The following is a 16,240-nucleotide window of genomic DNA, read 5'->3' on the forward strand; positions in this document are numbered from 1 at the left end:
TTAACTCCTTTTCTTTTTATCCAAATAGAGTTTATAGGTATAGGAATCAATGAGAGCTTGACAGCTTGCCTCAAGAATATCCGTTGAAACCCCAACTGTGCCCCATCTCTTATCTTTGCTCTTAGAAAGAATAAAAACCCTGACTTTGGATGAGGTTCCTGGAAGGCCTGGAAGGACTCTCACTTTGTAATCCTCAAGTTCCATCTCCCTTATCTGGGGATAGAATCTAACTAAAGCCTTTCTTAGGGCATTATCCAGGGCATTTACAGGGCCATTTCCAAGGGCAGCAGTGTGTTCAACCTCTCCCACCCCAGGAGGCACTCTCACAAGAACTGTAGCCTCTGCCTGGGAAGAATCAAGGAGTTGTTTCTGGTCAAAGACTTTATATGTGAGGAGTTCAAAATACTGCTTGGGTTCACCCATGAGTTTGTAAATAAGGAGTTCAAGAGAGGCTTCTGCCGCTTCAAATTCATAACCTTCTGCCTCAAGCTTTTTGATTTCCTCCACAATCTTGTTTACTAAGGCACTTTCAGTATCAAGCTCGATACCAAGCTCTTTAGCCTTATAAAGGATATTACTTCTTCCTGAAAGTTCTGAGACAAGAACCCTTCTGACATTCCCTACCAGGGCAGGATCAAGGTGTTCATATGTGCGAGGTGATTTGAGGACCGCTGAGACATGAACCCCTCCTTTGTGGGCAAAGGCAGATCTTCCTACAAAGGGAAGCCTGGCAGGATGGGGAAGATTGGCAATCTCAAAGACATAGCGAGAAACCTCGGTAAGTTTAAAAAGCACATCCTTTGCAGAAACATCATAGCCCATTTTTAAAACCAGATTGGGAATTATGGAACAGAGATTGGCATTTCCACATCTTTCCCCGATACCATTTATAGTTCCTTGAACTTGAATAGCTCCAAGTCTAACCGCTTCAAGGGAATTGGCAACGGCACACTCAGAGTCATTATGGGCATGAATCCCCAGAGGAGCCTTTTCTCCAAGGACATCTTTAACCCTTTGTATAATCTCTCTTATTTCATGGGGTAGTGTTCCCCCATTGGTATCACAAAGGCAAAGACATTCTGCCCCAGCTTTTAAGGCCCTTTTTAAGGTCTCAAGGGCATATTCTGGATCTTCCTTAAAACCGTCAAAGAAGTGTTCAGCATCATAGATTACCTTAGAAACATGCCCTTTTAAATAGCGCACGGAGTTTTCAATAATCTCAAGATTATGCTCAAGAGTTGTCTTTAAAGCCTCCTTAACATGAATTGTCCAGCTCTTACCAAAGATGGTCACAACTTCAGTCTTAGCTTGGAGCAAACTCTGAAAGATCTCGTCTGTTTCAGGGGTTTTTCTTGGATGATGAGTGCTTCCAAAGGCAACAACACGGACATGTTTAAGATGATAATCCTTTATCTCTTTAAAAAATTGAAAATCCTTGGGATTGGAACCAGGCCAGCCGCCTTCCAGATAATCTATCTTTAATTCATCAAGCTTAAGAGCAATTCTGATTTTATCTTCAACAGAAAAGTTGACCTCTTCAGCCTGGGCTCCATCTCTTAATGTAGTATCATAAAGTTCTATTTTTTTCATTTTATTTTTCTCTTAAAAGGGGTTTATTTTTCTTCCTTAGCACCTTCTTCCAATCCAAAGGCCTCATGTAAGGCCCTAACAGCAAGTTCTGTATATTTTTCATCTATAACACAGGATATTTTAATTTCACTGGTTGAGATCATCATAATATTTATACCGTGCTTGGCCAAGGTTTCAAACATCTTGTTAGCAACTCCTGAATGGGTGCGCATGCCTGCTCCAATAATAGAGACTTTGGCAATCTTATCATCTCCTTCAATACGCTCAACCCCCAGTTCTTCACAGACCCTTTTTATGATTTCCAGAGCCTGTTTAAAGTCTGTCCTTGGAACGGTAAAAGTAAGATCAGCCTTGCTATCAGGCCTTCCCGTTTGAATTATCATATCCACATTGATTCCTGCTTCCCCTATAGGCCCAAAGATTTTAGCTGCAACCCCTGGTTTATCCGGAACCCCATAGAGGCTTATTCTGGCTTCATTTCTATTGTAAGTTACTCCTGAGACAAGAACCTTTTCCATCTCTGCATCCTCCTCGGTTATTAAAGTGCCCTCTGCATAATTAAAACTTGAACGCACCACCAATGGCACCTTATAAATCATAGCAAGCTCAACGGACCTCATTTCAAGCACTTTGGCTCCTGAGCTTGCCATCTCAAGCATTTCTTCATAAGAGACCTTGGGAAGTTTTCTGGCATTTGGAACTATTCTTGGATCTGCGGTATAAACCCCTTCTACATCTGTATAAATCTCGCAAAGATCTGCCTTAAGGGCAGCAGCCAGAGCTACAGCAGTGGTATCAGAGCCCCCTCTTCCAAGGGTAGTAATATCCCCCATTTCAGTTACTCCCTGAAAACCAGCTACAACAACTATTTTATTTTCAGATAATTCCCTTTTTATCTTTTCAATCTTAATATCTTTAATCCTTGCCTTGGTAAAAAGATCAGTGGTAAAGATGGGCACCTGATATCCTAATAGGGATACCGATTTATAGCCCATACTTTGTAAGGTTATAGCTAAAAGGGATGAAGTAACCTGCTCTCCTGTTGAGACAAGCATATCAAGTTCTCTAAGGGGTGGTTCAGGAGTAATATCCTTAGCCAGCTTGATAAGACGATCCGTTTCTCCTGCCATGGCTGAGACAACCACCACAAGTTCATGCCCTTTTTTCTTGTATTGGGCAATTCTTTCAGCTACCTTTCTGATCCTTTCAAGGTTAGCAACGGATGTTCCACCATATTTTTGGACAATTAGCATTTCTCAACTCCTTTCCTCAGAGTCCTTTTCAAATTTTCCCCAAACAGGGTCTTCTCCAAAGTGTTGGAACCAGAAATCAGCTGGATCTGAACCAGCTGGATTAGGTTTTAATTCAACCTTATAATTATCACAGTAATCCATGAGTAGTTGATAAGCCTCATTGAGGGCCTTCATCTTTTCAGGATCCCCACCTTTGTCAGGATGAAGCTCCTTGGCCAGAGCATGATATTTTTCCACAATCTCTTTGCGGGTAGTTATTAAGGGTAATTTTAAAAATTTTCTTGCCCTCTCAAGAGCTTCCCATTTTTCCTTCCAGTTCATATTAAATATTTAATAATAAAGGCTTTTCGGAAAAATACAAGATTTCAAATTGCCTCACTAAAAATTTATTTGAAAATTTATCGTTGCCTCATATAAAAAATTTTTCAATTTCAATTGAGCAAAGTTCTTAAAACTTTACGGAAAAACTATCTATTTTGCTTTTTTTAAATTCAAAAAAGGTGGACCTTAAGTCCCTTGGCAAAGCTTATTTCAGAGGAAAGAGTGGGTAAGGAGCTTTGCAGAAAGATAAGGCGATATCAGAAAATGCTTGAGAGAGCATATTTAAAGAAAAAAGGAAATATTTTCGGGGAAAAATTGACAATAAAAAGGAGGGGAAGGTAAAATAATTTCCCTTTAGGAAATTAAATGAGGCATTACGGATTTAAATCCATTTTTCTTGGGTTTAGCAAAGGAGAGAACTTGCATGCTTCAGACAGAATTTAATTTCTTTGACTATTCATTTTCAGTGAAGACTTCAGCTGTAAAGAGATAGATCTCGGTATCGGGGTCAAGATAGCAGTCCTCAGGAAGACCTGCTTTTAGGCAGGCATGTCTAAGAAAGGTCTCTGCATCCCAATTATACTCAATGGCTACTTGAGGTAAGAGCAGTCCCTGATAATAGCCTCTTTTAATAAGGATTCCATGCTTTCCAACCTCAAGTTTTTCTGGGTCTGCCTTAACAAGGGGGGAAAGGAGGGAGATTTCAATTTCTATTTCAGAGAGTTCCTCTTTTTTGAGGGGAGGAAAACGGGGATCCCGTAAGGCTGAGGAAAGGGCTATCTCACAAATTTCTTCATAAAGAGGCTGCTGGGGATGGATATTTCCAATACATCCCCTTAGGTTTTTTCCTTTCCAGAAGGTAACAAAGGCCCCTCTCCTCTCAAAAAGGTGTGGATATTTTTCTTCAGGCAAGGGAGGAGAGGGGCTAAAGGGTTTGCCTTCAAAATAGGAGTTTAAGGCCTCTCTTATTAGTTTGAAAAGATAATGCTTTTCCTCGTCAGAAAGCATTTAATCCTAAGAGGGCTTTCCCAATTTACTCAGAATGAATTCTGCCGGGAGGACTCCACTTTTAATCTCTCCGTCTGGGAAGACAAAAGTAGGTGTCCCGCGCACTCCCAATTTCTGCATAAGCTGAATGGAGTCAGTTACCTTTTTGGTTCCCTCGGCACACTGATTTTTACTGAGATAACCATTTTTTAATCCCTCAAAGCCTTTCTTGTCGCATAGAATGGAGATAGATTTGGCCTTAGCTTCTGGATGAATGGGTTCCAGAGGAAAGAGGATCACCTTTACTGAGAGCTTACCAGCTTTAACAAGTTCCTCAAGAATAGCTTCTGCCTTTTTACAGAAGGGACAATCTGGATCTGTAATTAGGTAAATACTTGCAGGAGCTTGCCCCCAAGTAAAGGCAACAACCTTTTCCAGTTCCTGAAGAGTCTCTTTGGGAAGAACCCGTTTGTTTAAAAAGGCCAATTTTTCTGAAGTAAGATTTTTCTTGCTTGAGAGTTCAATAATGTTTCCACTAACTATAAATTGGCCTTTAGAGTCAGTGTAAAAGAGGGCCTTATCAGTATCAGAAACCTTCACAATAACCTCGCAGAGACCAGCAACAGGAGATTTTTCAATTTTTTCTAAGGAGATTCCCTTCTGAATAGTATCCAGAGTCTTTTGAAAGTCCTCAATCTTTGGACAGTTAAAGGACTGGGAAACCCCTCCTTTACAGGAGAGAAAAAGTAAGGAAACAAGTGTTAACAAAGGAATCTTTTTTTTCATTAAAAACTCCCCCCTTTTTATAGTTTTTTATGTAACCTATTAAATTAAATTTTACACCCATTCTTTTAAAACAAAAGTCTCAAGAGGAAACCTTTCTGTTCTTTTACTTTTATCATCAGGATAACCAAGGGCAAGCATAGCCACCATTTCAAAATCAGAAACAGGTAAACCCAGAGCTTCTTTAACTTTATCTTCATTTTTTAAAATCTCCCCCAGCCAACATGTGCCAAGGCCCAGGGCATAGGCCATAAGCATCATATTCTGAAGACAGGCTCCTGCTGATTGATGATCTTTAATCTGGTGATACATGGCGCTTTTGTCCAAAAAGACTCCTATTAAGACCGGTGCCTTTTTTAACATCCCTCCATAAATAGTAAATTTTGAAAGTTTTTCTTTGATTTCATCATTCCAAATAATTACAAATCTCCAGGGCTGGTTGTTGTGCCCTGAAGGTGCCCAAATACCTGCCTCAATTATTCTCAAAATATCTTCTTTTTTAGGCTTTTCAGGGAGAAACTTTCGGATACTTCTTCTCCCAAAGATAGCCTCAATAACGGAGATAGCCTGTTTGTCGGACATATCTTCTTGGTTCTCCTGCTATTTCTAAGATCCGTAGGACCTCTTTGCGGATTTCCTCAAGGAGGCCTTTATCTTCTTCATAGGCAAGTTTAACTTTTTCTCCCTTTAATAAGGCTACCGTTTTCGCTACAAGCAGACCCACATTAATGGCATTCAAGAGATCCTTATCATCCCAGAGAGAAGTTTTACTTTTATAGGAATAAGCAATTGCCCATGGTGGAATCACCGCCCCCATAGAGTTAAGGGTTGTGATAAGATAACCACCTGTCATAATAGCTCCGGTGTCAGCACCCACAACAACTGCACCAACCACCTTTCCTTCCATGTAGCTCGGCTCTCCATAGGCAACCATGTTTTCAAGTGAGGTCATCCGATCAAGGAGATTTTTCATAACCCCAGAGGGAGCAAACCAGTAAATAGGAGTAGCAAAAATGATTCCCTCTGCCTCATAAATCTTCTGAAGAAGAAATTTTCCATAATCTTCATAGATACAGGGGAATTTGCACTCCGGTCCTTCATTCTGGATGCATCCAGCACAGGGTTTAATCTCTCCATCATAAAGGGAATACCACTCAGTGTTGGCCTTTAATTTTTCTGCTGCCCTGAGGGCTGAAAAAAGAAGTTGGGCTGTGCCTCCCTTTTTATGAGGGCTTCCAAGGAGACCAAGAATCTTCATAGCTCTAAAGCCTCCTTCCAGAACTTGGGAAGGGCAAAGGAGGCCTGGTGGATTTCAAAGGTATAATATCTGGTATTACTGAGTTCAATACCTTTGGGAAACTGGGGATTTTTAAAAGGACATTTCATGATAAAGGCATTGTCACTTCCAAAGGAAGGAACATTAGCCCGATAAATATAAATCTCTTCTTCAGGATAGACCTCTTTATAAATCCTGTAAACACCAGTAAGGATATTTTTCATAGTAAAGGGAGTTCCGCATTGCTGAACAATGATTCCGGTAGGGCAGATTTTTTTTAATTTGGCATGAAAATCAACTCCAAAGAGGGCATGGGAGAGCTCTTGGGTGGTTTCCCCGATATCCGGGTCTGTAGAATCAATAATTATGAGATCAAAGGTCTTTTCTTCTTGAAGATATTGGTTAACAATTACATAGGCATCTTCAGTAATAAGTTTTAATCTTTTGTCTTCAGGATCTTCCGGGAGTAATTCAGGAAAATATTCCCTTACAAGCTTAGGAATTTTTGGATCAATGTCAACAATGATGACTTCTTGCACAGAGGGATATTTGAGGGCTTCTCTTGCAGCGCCAAAGTCTCCCCCTCCACAGATGAGAACCCTTTTTATGAATCCCTCCGGTGCACTTTGAATGGGTATGTGCACCAGGGCTTCGTGATAAACAAACTCATCCCTTGAGGTGAACTGAAGGTTGTTATTTATAAAGAGGAGTCTTCCCCAGAATTTATGTTCAAGAATATATATATTTTGAAGACCTGATTCTCCATAAATAATGCGACTTATGTAGCCAAAGAGATAGTCTTCATTGACATATTCTCCATAGAAAACCTTTACTCCTTTACCTTCAGTTTTCATAGCAGGAGACATGATCTCTTTCTTCATAGAACCTCTCCTCTTGAAGGCCTTTGAGTAAAGATTTAACATTAATTTAAATCATCTCCCCCTTTTGTCAATCTTTTTGTATGCGTCCATATCTTTTGAGACTCTATAGGATTTTTTCTACTACTTCTGTTGGGGGAAAATGAACCTGTATTTTGTTGGGGCAAACCTATGTGGTTGCCCTCATTTGGAAAATCTATGTGTTTGCCTGTTATATGTTTTTTACATTAATGTAGGGGTTCAAAATCTCGAACCCCAACAAGGGTTTAAAATTTTAAACCCTTACATTGGGCAGTCACTATGTGTTTGCCCCTCTTTTAACCTCTCACTTCTCACCTCTTACCACACTTCCTTTTTTTTAAGGATCTGAACTTATGCTATTAGACCTTAATTTAATTTTTCCCAGAAATAGCCCTTGATATTCCTCCCCCCTGAAGAAAATTCAATCCCTATAAGATAAATCTCTTTGAATGAACCCTCATATTTCTTATGATACCCCTTCTCCTTAAGTTGAGCTAAGGCTTTAGCTTCTGTCTCTTCTCCCTCAACCACCTTGAACTCAAAAAGATAAACTCTTTCTCTGTATAGCACCGTCAAATCTATCTGCCCCTTATTTGTTATATCCTCAGGTATCACCTCAAGCCCTGACCCACACAAAAAGGCATAAAAACAACTTGCATAATACCCCTCATAACGAAAAAGCTCATTCTTCCTGAACCAATCATGGGGTATCCCTGCATAAAGACTCTCAAGAACCTTCTTCATCTTCTCAAAATCCCTCTCCCTCACTGCCTCAATCATCTTAAGAGATAGCCTTGGTCTTTCTGAACTGAGCTGAGTAAAATAAGAAAAAAGAACTCTATTTAAACTAATCTTTACCTCTTTATTCGGATAAGAAAGCTTATAGAGAATTAACCCTTCCTCTTCAATAGTTTCTTTAATGGTCAAATAACCCACCTGAAAGAGAAGGTTTTCTGGTTCAATATAGTCAAGGTCAAAAGAGCCAATAAGGTCATCAGTTGCAGTTAGGTCTTCAAGCTCGGGAAGATAAAAACGCTTCTCAAGAAGAAGCTTTATAAGAAAACTTGGAGTCCCAGTTTCAAACCAGTAGGGGTGGAATTTTTTTTCCTCTAAATAGAGAAGGACATCAAAGGGATTATAGAGAGGCTCTCCAAGCCAGGAATAACCATTATACCAGCATTTAATAAGCTTTAAGTCTTTATCTTGTAGTTCTTCTCCAAAGACCTCTTCAAGCTCTTCTTGAGTGTATCCGCAGATAGTTGCATACTCCTTGCTTATAGTAATGTCTCTTAACTGATTTAGCCCTGAAAAAAGAGAAACCTTTGAGAATTTGGAAACTCCCGTTAGGAAAACAAATTTTAAATAAGCATCAAGGGGCTTAAGAACACTATAAAAGTTCTTGAGGACATCTCTTATTGCCTTTGCGGTTTCTCTATCCTCAATGCAATCAAGAATGGGTTTATCATACTCATCAACAAGAACTACAACTTTTTGCTTATACTTCTCATAACTTTTAAGAATTAATTCCTCAAAACAGCTATCATATTGTGTTTTCTTTGAACAGGAGACTCCAAGGGTTTCTTGATTTTTCTCAAGCTGTTCAAGAATATAAGTTATTAAATGTTCCTCTCCTTTGAGGGTTCTTCCCCCAAAATCAATATGAATAACAGGATATTTAACACTCCAGTCCCAGTGTTTCTCAAGATAGAGCCCCTGGAAAAGCTCTTTTCTTCCAAGGAAAGCCTGTTTCAGGGTATCCACAAAAAGGGATTTTCCAAATCTCCTCGGGCGAGAGAGAAAATAATAAGTTCCCTCTTCAACAAGCTTTGCAACAAAAGGAGTCTTATCCACATAATAATAGGGTTCACTTCTAATCTTTTCAAAGCTTGAAATTCCAATGGGAAGTTTTTTCTCCATAGTTTTATTTTAAGGCTTCTTTTTTGAAAAATCAATGTTAGTAGGGGTTCAAGATTTTGAACTCCTACATTTAATCGCAATCAATTTTTATTAATATAGAGGTCAGAGCTGTGGGGGTTGCCACATTGATGCGAAAGAACACATAACAGGCAAACACAGAGGTTTGCCCCTACCGCAATCCATACACAAAATTTAATACCACCGCAGGGGGAAAGAGGAGAGATTGAGTTTTTAAAACCCAGATATGTGTTAAAATAAAATATCTCGAACCCTTTGAGATCATTGGAGGAGAAAATGGATTGGAAGGATACCCTAAATTTACCCAGAACGGATTTTCCCATGAAGGCTAATCTTACAGAAAGAGAGCCAGAGTTTTTGCGCTTTTGGGAGGAAAACTCTATTTATAATAAAATGCTTGAAAAAAGACAAAAGAGCCCTTCTTTTATTCTGCACGATGGGCCTCCCTATGCTAATGGACACATTCACTTAGGGACAGCCTTGAACAAAATCCTTAAGGATATAATTATCAAAAGTAAGACCCTTTTTGGTTTCTATGCTCCCTATGTGCCTGGCTGGGACTGTCATGGATTGCCCATTGAAATCAATGTAGAAAAAGAGCTTAAAGTGAAAAGAGGAGAGCTTCCTCCTTTAACCATACGGGAGGCCTGCCGCAGGTATGCTGAAAGGTTTATTAATATCCAGAGGGAGGAATTCAAAAGACTTGGGGTCTTAGGAAAATGGGAGGTTCCTTATCTTACCATGAGTCCTGAATACGAGGCAGTGATTGCCCGAGAATTTTTAAGGTTTCTGGAATCAGGGCAGGTCTACCGGAGAAAAAAACCTGTTTTTTGGTGCCCCACTTGTGTTACCGCTTTAGCTGAAGCTGAGGTTGAATATGAACCTCATACCTCTCCCTCCATCTTTGTTAAATTTCCTCTTACTGATGAAACCAAGACTACCCTTGAAAAGAAACTTGGCCTTAAAATAGATAAACCCCTTTACATCCTTATCTGGACAACTACTCCCTGGACCTTACCGGCAAATTTAGCCTTAGCCTTTAATCCTGATTTTGATTATATTATAATTGAAATTAAAGGAGAGCTTTTGATCCTTGCTGAAGGTAGACTCTCAGCCCTTTGTGCTGAGTTAAACTGTAATTTACCTCCCATTTTAGCTCGCTTTAGGCCAGATTTTCTTGAAGGCCAGAAAGCTAAACATCCCTTTTACTCAAGAGAGTCTCTTATTATTCTCGCAGATTTTGTTACCCTTGAGACAGGAACGGGAATTGTTCACATTGCCCCAGGGCATGGTGAAGAGGACTATCTGGTTGGTCTTCGTTATGGCCTTGAGGTTTACACACCTGTTGATGTAGAGGGAAGATTCTATAAGGACCTTCCTTTAGTTGGGGGCCTTAAACTTGATGAGGCCAATGAGGTTATTTTGGATGAGTTAAAAAGAAAGGGGCATCTTCTTTACTCTGACAAGATTTCCCATAGTTATCCCCATTGCTGGAGATGTAAGAAACCCGTTATTTTCAGAGCAGAAGACCAGTGGTTTATCTCTATGACAGCCAGAGATTTAAGAAAAAAGGCCTTAGAGAGCCTGGATAAGGTAAGATTTATCCCTGCCTGGGGAAGAAATCGCCTTGAAAGTATGCTTGAGAGAAGGCCAGACTGGTGTATTTCACGGCAGAGGGTCTGGGGGGTTCCCATAACCGTTTTTAAGTGTAGTAACTGCGGAGAGTATCTGAAAGATTACAGATATTATGAAAAAACTATTGCCCTTTTTGAGGAAAAGGGCTGTGACCTCTGGTTTGAGACCCCTGTTGAAAGGCTCTTGCCTGAAGGAACAACCTGTCCCGCCTGTGGAGCTTCAACCTTTGAAAAGGAAAAAGATATCTTAGATGTATGGTTTGACTCAGGGGTATCTTTTGCAGGGGTCCTTGAAAAAAGAAAGGAACTTAAATTTCCAGCTCAACTTTATCTTGAAGGCTCAGACCAACATCGGGGATGGTTCCAGAGCTCTCTTCTTTGCTCAGTTGGAACAAGGGATATTCCTCCTTATGAGGCTATACTAACCCATGGCTTTGTAGTAGATGGTAAAGGAAGGAAGATGTCTAAAAGTTTGGGAAATGTTATACATCCTCAGGATATAATTAAAAAATATGGAGCGGAAATATTACGCCTTTGGGTTTCAGCTGAAGATTATCGGGATGATATAAAAATTTCTCAAGAAATTTTAGATCGTTTAGTGGAGACCTATCGTAAGATAAGAAATACCTGTAGATTTCTGCTTGGGAATCTCTATGACTTCAATCCCGCTTCCCATCTTATTCCCTTTGACAGGCTCCCCTCCTTTGAAAGATATATTCTCCATAGATTATCAGAAAGCCTTAAGAAGATAAAAAGGGCTTACGAAAATTTTGAATTTCACTTAGTTACTTATGAGATTCATCGCTTTTGCACAGTTGAGCTTTCTTCTCTCTATATTGATATCAATCGGGATTACCTTTATTGTGAGACTAAAGATAGTTTTAAAAGAAGGGCTACCCAGACTGTCCTTTATTATGCCCTGGATACCTTGGTAAAGGTTATGGCACCCATTCTTTCCTTTACTGCTGAAGAGATCTGGCAATTCTTACCCTATCCAAAAGAGGAAAAATCTGTATTTTTGGCAGATTTTCCTGAATTGAACTTTGAGATAACTGAAGGAGAGTTAAAACATTGGAAAGAGGTCTTGCTTTTGAGAGAGGAATTTCTCAAAGCCCTTGAAATCGCAAGAAAAGATGCCAAGGTTATTGGAAGCTCCTTAGCTGCAGAGGTTTATTATTTAGCACCCGGGGAGTATAAGGAACTTCTTTCTAATAAGGACTTCTGGGAATATTTTTTAATGGTTGCCAATTTTGAGGAGGGAGAACTTTTTAACGAGGGCATAGCCTATACATCAGAAGAGATAAAGGGTTTAAGGATTTTTATTAAGGAGACCACTTATAGAAAATGTGAAAGATGCTGGCAGAGACGACCTGAAGTAGGAACCCTCGAAAATCAAGAACTCTGTAAGAGGTGCTTTGAGGTGGTGAATGCTTCTTTCTAAAATGAAATCCTTTTATCTTTCAGCCCTTGTGGTTTTTATATTAGATAGGGTGACTAAGTATTTAATCCTCAAGGCGGGTGATTTCTATTATGAGGTCTTACCTTTTTTAAGCCTTCTTAAGGTCTGGAATAAAGGCATTGCCTTTGGTTTTATGGGAGCTAATCCTAACCTTTTTTCAACCCTCCTTTTAATAGCTATCCCTATAATATTAATTTTTTTATTGCTCTTTGCCCAAAAAGCCGATACTAATAGTAAAATAGCCTTTGGAATGATCTTTGGGGGTGGTCTTGGAAACTGGTTAGACCGAATGACCTTTGGAGCAGTGCTTGATTTTATTGATATTCACCTGGGTAGATTCCATTGGCCAGCTTTCAATATTGCAGATGCAGGGATTTCTTTTGGATTAATCCTTTTAATAGTGAGCTATGTATTTAAGGATTATAGAAAATAAACCTCTATTTCGCTTGCTCTTTAAGACAAGAGCAGAAGATGTTTGGGCTCTTCTTGAGGATCTTCTTCTTAAACATTTTGAAAAGAAAAATATTTTTCTTTTTGAGGCTCAACCTGAAAAGATTTATCATCTTAATGAAATCATACATCAGTTAAAGGATATATTCCAGAAGGAGCTAACTTCTGCTCCGCCACCTTATGTGTTTTTTCTATCCAAGAAGAATCAGCCCCCTCCCCAGAGCTATCTCTTAAGGCCTGGTAAGATATATTTTACTTCTGATCTTAAAAAGGATCTTCAAGATGCCCTTTCAGAAATTAAGCTTTTTTTTAAGATTGAGGGCTTAAGGGAAGATCTTTTAGAACTGGTTTTACCAGCAACCTCTGAACCCAATTTGATCTTACCTTACAAAGAGATCTTTTTTAGTCCAAAGGATCAAAAATGTTTTTTCTGTAGAACCTATCTTCATGAAAGCCATAATTGTCCAGGTTTAGAGGTTATTGATATTTATAGTTCCTATAGCAAACTTCTAAATTATTCTCTAAGAGAACTATCTGAAAAAATTAAGGCTAACCTTTTAACAGAGGAACCTCAAGATGAGATTTTATCTCTTTTTTTCAGCCGAAATTTTTATCTTTTTCCCTCTTTTTTGAGGGTTGTTTTTTATCTTTATGGGGAAATTGATAATTTTTCCATGTTAGGACTTAACTTTTCTTTACCTGTAAAAGGTGGAGAGCTCTCTTTGGCTCTTGAAGATCTTATTCATAGACGCTTTGAACAGGCTGAAAGAAGATTTAAAGCCATTGAAGAGGAGGATTTCAGAAAAGAACTCGGGCTATCACAGATAGAGTTTTTTAAGGGTGATTTTAATCGGGCCCTCTACTATTTAGAAAGTGCTTTAAGTATGGTGAATACCCCTTTTTTGAAGGGTTTTATTTATTTTTATAAAGGATATATCTATCATTATCTTGGTGATCCCTTTAATGCGGAAGAAAATTATAAATTATCCCTGAAGGAGGATTCAAGTTTCTTTCCCTCCTTTTATTATTTGAATCTTCTTATTTATGAGAGAGAGGAGCTGGTTGAGAAAATTTTTCCCTTTTTCCAGCACCCCTATGTTATTTATCTTTCCTTTCTTGAACCTGTTTTTATAAAGCATCAAAAGGTTTTAGAGGAATATTTAGAAAAGGCTATGGATAGAATTAGAGAAGAAACAGTTGAAAGACTCAAAGAGGCTGAAGATAAGTTTCATAAAATCAAAGACATTATGCTTGAGGAAGAGATCAGTGAAATTAATGAAAAACTTAGGAAAATAAGAAAAGAGGCCTATGAGGGAGGAATTGCTTTAGTTGAAAAGGCAGGAAAGCGGGCTATGGAATTAGCTCTGGAACTCAATGGATACATTTTTTCAAAACTTAAAAAATATCAGAAAGAACTTGCTTCTTACAAAGATCGCTATCAGATTTTGGTTGAGTTCTGGAATAAATACCCCTATAAGGCAGAAGATGTCTATTTTGGCCAAAGATTAAAGAGCTCTTATGAGATAATGGATAAACTTAGCAAGTTGATGAAACGCTCGGAGATAGCTAAGGAACTAAAATTTATTGGTAAAGAAATAACAAAACTCAAACAGCAATTAGAAGATCTGGGAAAGTTAAAGCCTATGCTTGAAAAAAAGTGGAAATTTAGAAAAAAACTTGTCAAATTTATAAGGAATTTTTCTTTAGCTGAAGCTGGGCTACTTTTAATTTATATAATTCCTATGTTTTATCAAAATTTAAATCTTTTGGGTCCTTTTTTGAGTTTACCTTATTTTTTCCTCTTTTCTTTTTTACTTTTTTTGATTGTCTTAATCTTGGTTCAATTTGAAGATTGAGAGAATGTTTGGAAACTTCCTCTGGGTCTCAGCAAAGAAAATTCCCTATGAAGAATATTTCTTTTTAGAGCCTGAGGATGAAATACTTTTGCAGGCTAATGCATCCCTTGAGGAGATAGAGGAATTTTTTAAAATTCTCCAGAGTAAAGTTAAAAAGGGGTTTTATGCCCTTGGATTTTTAACCTATGAGCTTGGCTATCTTTTTGAAAAAAGATTACTTCCTCTATTCCGCAAATCAGATCTTCCTTTAGCCCATTTTGTCCTCTTTAAAACCATGCAAAAAAAACTCCTTTTTCCCATGGAGGGAACTCCTTTATATAAGATAGAATCTCTTATTTTTGATTTGACCTTTGAAGAGTATCTTCAGGCTATTCAAAAGATTAAAAAATACATAGCCTCTGGGGACACCTATCAGGTTAATTTTACAGCCAAGTTTAAGTTTACTTTTCAGGGAGATCCCTGGGAGCTCTTTTGGGCCCTTCTTTTTTCTCAGAGATGTGAATATGCCTGTTTTTTTAGAACTCCTTCCTATACGCTCATCTCTTTATCTCCGGAGCTTTTTTTACAAAAGAAAGGGGAAAGGCTCTATAGTGCCCCCATGAAAGGAACTATTAAAAGAGGTTTTCGGTTAGAAGAGGATCAAAGAAAGAGGCGGATTTTGAGGGGGGATTTAAAGACCCGAGCAGAAAATGTTATGATTCTTGATCTTTTGAGAAATGACCTGGGGAGGGTCTCCAAGGCAGGGTCAGTTTGGGCTAAAGAAGTCTTTAAAATTAAAACTTATCCAAGTCTTCATCAAATGATCTCGGGGGTCACAGGTAGGCTTAAAAGTAATTCTCTTTTTGAGATAATGCAGGCCCTTTTTCCCTGTGGCTCTGTAACAGGAGCTCCAAAGATTCGCACTATGGAGATTATTGCAGAACTTGAGAAGGAACCTCGCAATCTCTATACCGGGGCTATGGGCTATATCACCCCAGAGGGAGATTTTACCTTTAATGTGGCCATAAGATCAGCTTATTTAAAACCTATTAATGAAAATTTTTATACTGGAGAACTCGGGGTTGGGGCAGGTATTGTCTGGGATAGCAACCCAAGGGATGAATATGAGGAAACAAGGCTAAAAGCTAATTTTTTCTTATGCCCCCTGCCTTATTTTAAACTTTTTGAGACCTTTCTCTGGGGAAAAGATTTTCCAGGGCTCTATTTTCATTATCAGAGATTAAAGCGGTCAGCAAAGTTCTTTGCCTTTAAAATACCTGAGGAACTTAAAAGCTTTGAAAGATTTCACGCCTTTTTAAAGGAGAATCTTCCCCAAGAAGACTTTCCCCTACGAGTTAGGTTCACTTTATCTCCTGAGGGTAAAACAGAGTTTTTTGTGGAAAAAATGGATGCACCTTGCTGGGCTGAGAACTTAAAGGTTGGTTTAGTGAAGCGAAAAAACCCAAGAAGTGTTTTTCACTTTCATAAGACCACGCAGAGAGAAGAATATGACCTTTGGAGAGAAAGGGCTCAAGCCTTAGGTTTTAATGAGATTATTTTTTATAATGAAAAAACAGAACTTCTTGAGGGCACTATTTCTAATGTTTTTGTAAAAATAGGAGATAAATATTTAACACCACCTGTTGAATTAGGGCTTTTACCTGGAGTATTAAGGGAGGCTCTGATTAAAGAGGGGCTTGCTAAAGAAGAAATTATAAAAATTGAAAATCTTGCTGAGAATGAGTTCTGGATTGGAAATTCTTTACGAGGGCTTGGTAAAGTAAAAGAATGGGTTATACTATAGATTTTAAAATCAAG

At 38.6% G+C, this 16,240-nt stretch carries 14 protein-coding genes; 5 read left to right on the forward strand and 9 right to left on the reverse strand.

The window, feature by feature from the left end:
* From cimA to THC_RS07945, 3 genes are read right to left on the reverse strand one after another with little or no spacing between them, the layout of a single operon-like run.
* Complete coding sequence (gene cimA, locus THC_RS07935) at positions 1-1,590, reverse strand: citramalate synthase (RefSeq protein ID WP_068515828.1); 1,590 nt, start codon at positions 1,588-1,590, stop codon at positions 1-3.
* 23 nt (positions 1,591-1,613) lie between these two features.
* Positions 1,614-2,843 (reverse strand): aspartate kinase, encoded by a 1,230-nt coding sequence (locus THC_RS07940; RefSeq protein ID WP_068515830.1) that lies wholly within the window; start codon positions 2,841-2,843, stop codon positions 1,614-1,616.
* A 3-nt stretch (positions 2,844-2,846) separates the two neighbouring features.
* Positions 2,847-3,164, reverse strand: coding sequence for a J domain-containing protein (locus THC_RS07945; protein WP_068515834.1), 318 nt, complete (start codon positions 3,162-3,164; stop codon positions 2,847-2,849).
* A gap of 195 nt (positions 3,165-3,359) precedes the next feature.
* Here THC_RS07945 and THC_RS09450 point away from each other — a divergent pair, with 195 nt between their 5' ends.
* On the forward strand, positions 3,360-3,506 hold the full coding sequence (locus THC_RS09450) for a hypothetical protein (protein ID WP_153303655.1): 147 nt from the start codon (positions 3,360-3,362) through the stop codon (positions 3,504-3,506).
* Between the two features lie 111 nt (positions 3,507-3,617).
* Here THC_RS09450 and amrA read toward each other — a convergent pair whose 3' ends face one another.
* From amrA to THC_RS07975, 6 genes are all read right to left on the reverse strand, one after another.
* A complete protein-coding gene (gene amrA / locus THC_RS07950; protein ID WP_068515836.1) occupies positions 3,618-4,172 on the reverse strand; it encodes an AmmeMemoRadiSam system protein A in 555 nt (184 codons plus the stop codon).
* 6 nt (positions 4,173-4,178) lie between these two features.
* The gene (locus THC_RS07955; RefSeq protein WP_068515840.1) at positions 4,179-4,937 is read right to left on the reverse strand and encodes a DsbC family protein; all 759 of its coding nucleotides are present in this window, start codon (positions 4,935-4,937) and stop codon (positions 4,179-4,181) included.
* A 51-nt stretch (positions 4,938-4,988) separates the two neighbouring features.
* A complete protein-coding gene (locus tag THC_RS07960; protein ID WP_193392858.1) occupies positions 4,989-5,516 on the reverse strand; it encodes a nitroreductase family protein in 528 nt (175 codons plus the stop codon).
* A complete protein-coding gene (locus THC_RS07965; RefSeq protein WP_068515843.1) occupies positions 5,485-6,192 on the reverse strand; it encodes a flavodoxin family protein in 708 nt (235 codons plus the stop codon). The genes THC_RS07960 and THC_RS07965 overlap by 32 nt, the downstream gene beginning before the upstream one ends.
* A complete protein-coding gene (locus THC_RS07970; protein WP_068516755.1) occupies positions 6,189-7,091 on the reverse strand; it encodes a spermine/spermidine synthase domain-containing protein in 903 nt (300 codons plus the stop codon). Before THC_RS07970 ends, THC_RS07965 begins: the two co-directional genes overlap by 4 nt.
* Before the next feature lie 384 nt (positions 7,092-7,475).
* On the reverse strand, positions 7,476-9,026 hold the full coding sequence (locus THC_RS07975; RefSeq protein ID WP_068515848.1) for a PD-(D/E)XK nuclease domain-containing ATP-binding protein: 1,551 nt from the start codon (positions 9,024-9,026) through the stop codon (positions 7,476-7,478).
* Positions 9,027-9,320: 294 nt separating this feature from the next.
* Between THC_RS07975 and ileS the strand changes: the two genes are divergently transcribed.
* Genes ileS through pabB form a run of 4 tightly spaced genes read left to right on the forward strand, consistent with a single transcriptional unit; the run spans position 9,321 to position 16,226 of the window.
* The gene (gene ileS / locus THC_RS07980; protein ID WP_068515851.1) at positions 9,321-12,119 is read left to right on the forward strand and encodes an isoleucine--tRNA ligase; all 2,799 of its coding nucleotides are present in this window, start codon (positions 9,321-9,323) and stop codon (positions 12,117-12,119) included.
* Positions 12,106-12,570 (forward strand): signal peptidase II, encoded by a 465-nt coding sequence (gene lspA, locus THC_RS07985; RefSeq protein ID WP_068515854.1) that lies wholly within the window; start codon positions 12,106-12,108, stop codon positions 12,568-12,570. The genes ileS and lspA overlap by 14 nt, the downstream gene beginning before the upstream one ends.
* The gene (locus THC_RS07990) at positions 12,545-14,443 is read left to right on the forward strand and encodes a hypothetical protein (RefSeq protein WP_068515857.1); all 1,899 of its coding nucleotides are present in this window, start codon (positions 12,545-12,547) and stop codon (positions 14,441-14,443) included. The genes lspA and THC_RS07990 overlap by 26 nt, the downstream gene beginning before the upstream one ends.
* A gap of 4 nt (positions 14,444-14,447) precedes the next feature.
* Positions 14,448-16,226 (forward strand): aminodeoxychorismate synthase component I, encoded by a 1,779-nt coding sequence (gene pabB / locus THC_RS07995; protein ID WP_068515860.1) that lies wholly within the window; start codon positions 14,448-14,450, stop codon positions 16,224-16,226.
* Positions 16,227-16,240 lie beyond the last annotated feature (14 nt).

The sequence above is a fragment of the Caldimicrobium thiodismutans genome (assembly GCF_001548275.1).
In the GTDB taxonomy this organism is placed as follows: Bacteria; Desulfobacterota; Thermodesulfobacteria; order Thermodesulfobacteriales; family Thermodesulfobacteriaceae; genus Caldimicrobium; species Caldimicrobium thiodismutans.

What these genes read in the sequence shown, in the direction of transcription:
- cimA (WP_068515828.1), bottom strand. Translation starts at nt 1,590, where the DNA reads ATGAAAAAAATAGAACTTTATGATACTACATTAAGAGATGGAGCCCAG.
- THC_RS07940 (WP_068515830.1), bottom strand. Translation starts at nt 2,843, where the DNA reads ATGCTAATTGTCCAAAAATATGGTGGAACATCCGTTGCTAACCTTGAA.
- THC_RS07945 (WP_068515834.1), bottom strand. Translation starts at nt 3,164, where the DNA reads ATGAACTGGAAGGAAAAATGGGAAGCTCTTGAGAGGGCAAGAAAATTT.
- amrA (WP_068515836.1), bottom strand. Translation starts at nt 4,172, where the DNA reads ATGCTTTCTGACGAGGAAAAGCATTATCTTTTCAAACTAATAAGAGAG.
- THC_RS07955 (WP_068515840.1), bottom strand. Translation starts at nt 4,937, where the DNA reads ATGAAAAAAAAGATTCCTTTGTTAACACTTGTTTCCTTACTTTTTCTC.
- THC_RS07960 (WP_193392858.1), bottom strand. Translation starts at nt 5,516, where the DNA reads ATGTCCGACAAACAGGCTATCTCCGTTATTGAGGCTATCTTTGGGAGA.
- THC_RS07965 (WP_068515843.1), bottom strand. Translation starts at nt 6,192, where the DNA reads ATGAAGATTCTTGGTCTCCTTGGAAGCCCTCATAAAAAGGGAGGCACA.
- THC_RS07970 (WP_068516755.1), bottom strand. Translation starts at nt 7,091, where the DNA reads ATGAAGAAAGAGATCATGTCTCCTGCTATGAAAACTGAAGGTAAAGGA.
- THC_RS07975 (WP_068515848.1), bottom strand. Translation starts at nt 9,026, where the DNA reads ATGGAGAAAAAACTTCCCATTGGAATTTCAAGCTTTGAAAAGATTAGA.
- ileS (WP_068515851.1), top strand. Translation starts at nt 9,321, where the DNA reads ATGGATTGGAAGGATACCCTAAATTTACCCAGAACGGATTTTCCCATG.
- lspA (WP_068515854.1), top strand. Translation starts at nt 12,106, where the DNA reads ATGCTTCTTTCTAAAATGAAATCCTTTTATCTTTCAGCCCTTGTGGTT.
- THC_RS07990 (WP_068515857.1), top strand. Translation starts at nt 12,545, where the DNA reads ATGTATTTAAGGATTATAGAAAATAAACCTCTATTTCGCTTGCTCTTT.
- pabB (WP_068515860.1), top strand. Translation starts at nt 14,448, where the DNA reads ATGTTTGGAAACTTCCTCTGGGTCTCAGCAAAGAAAATTCCCTATGAA.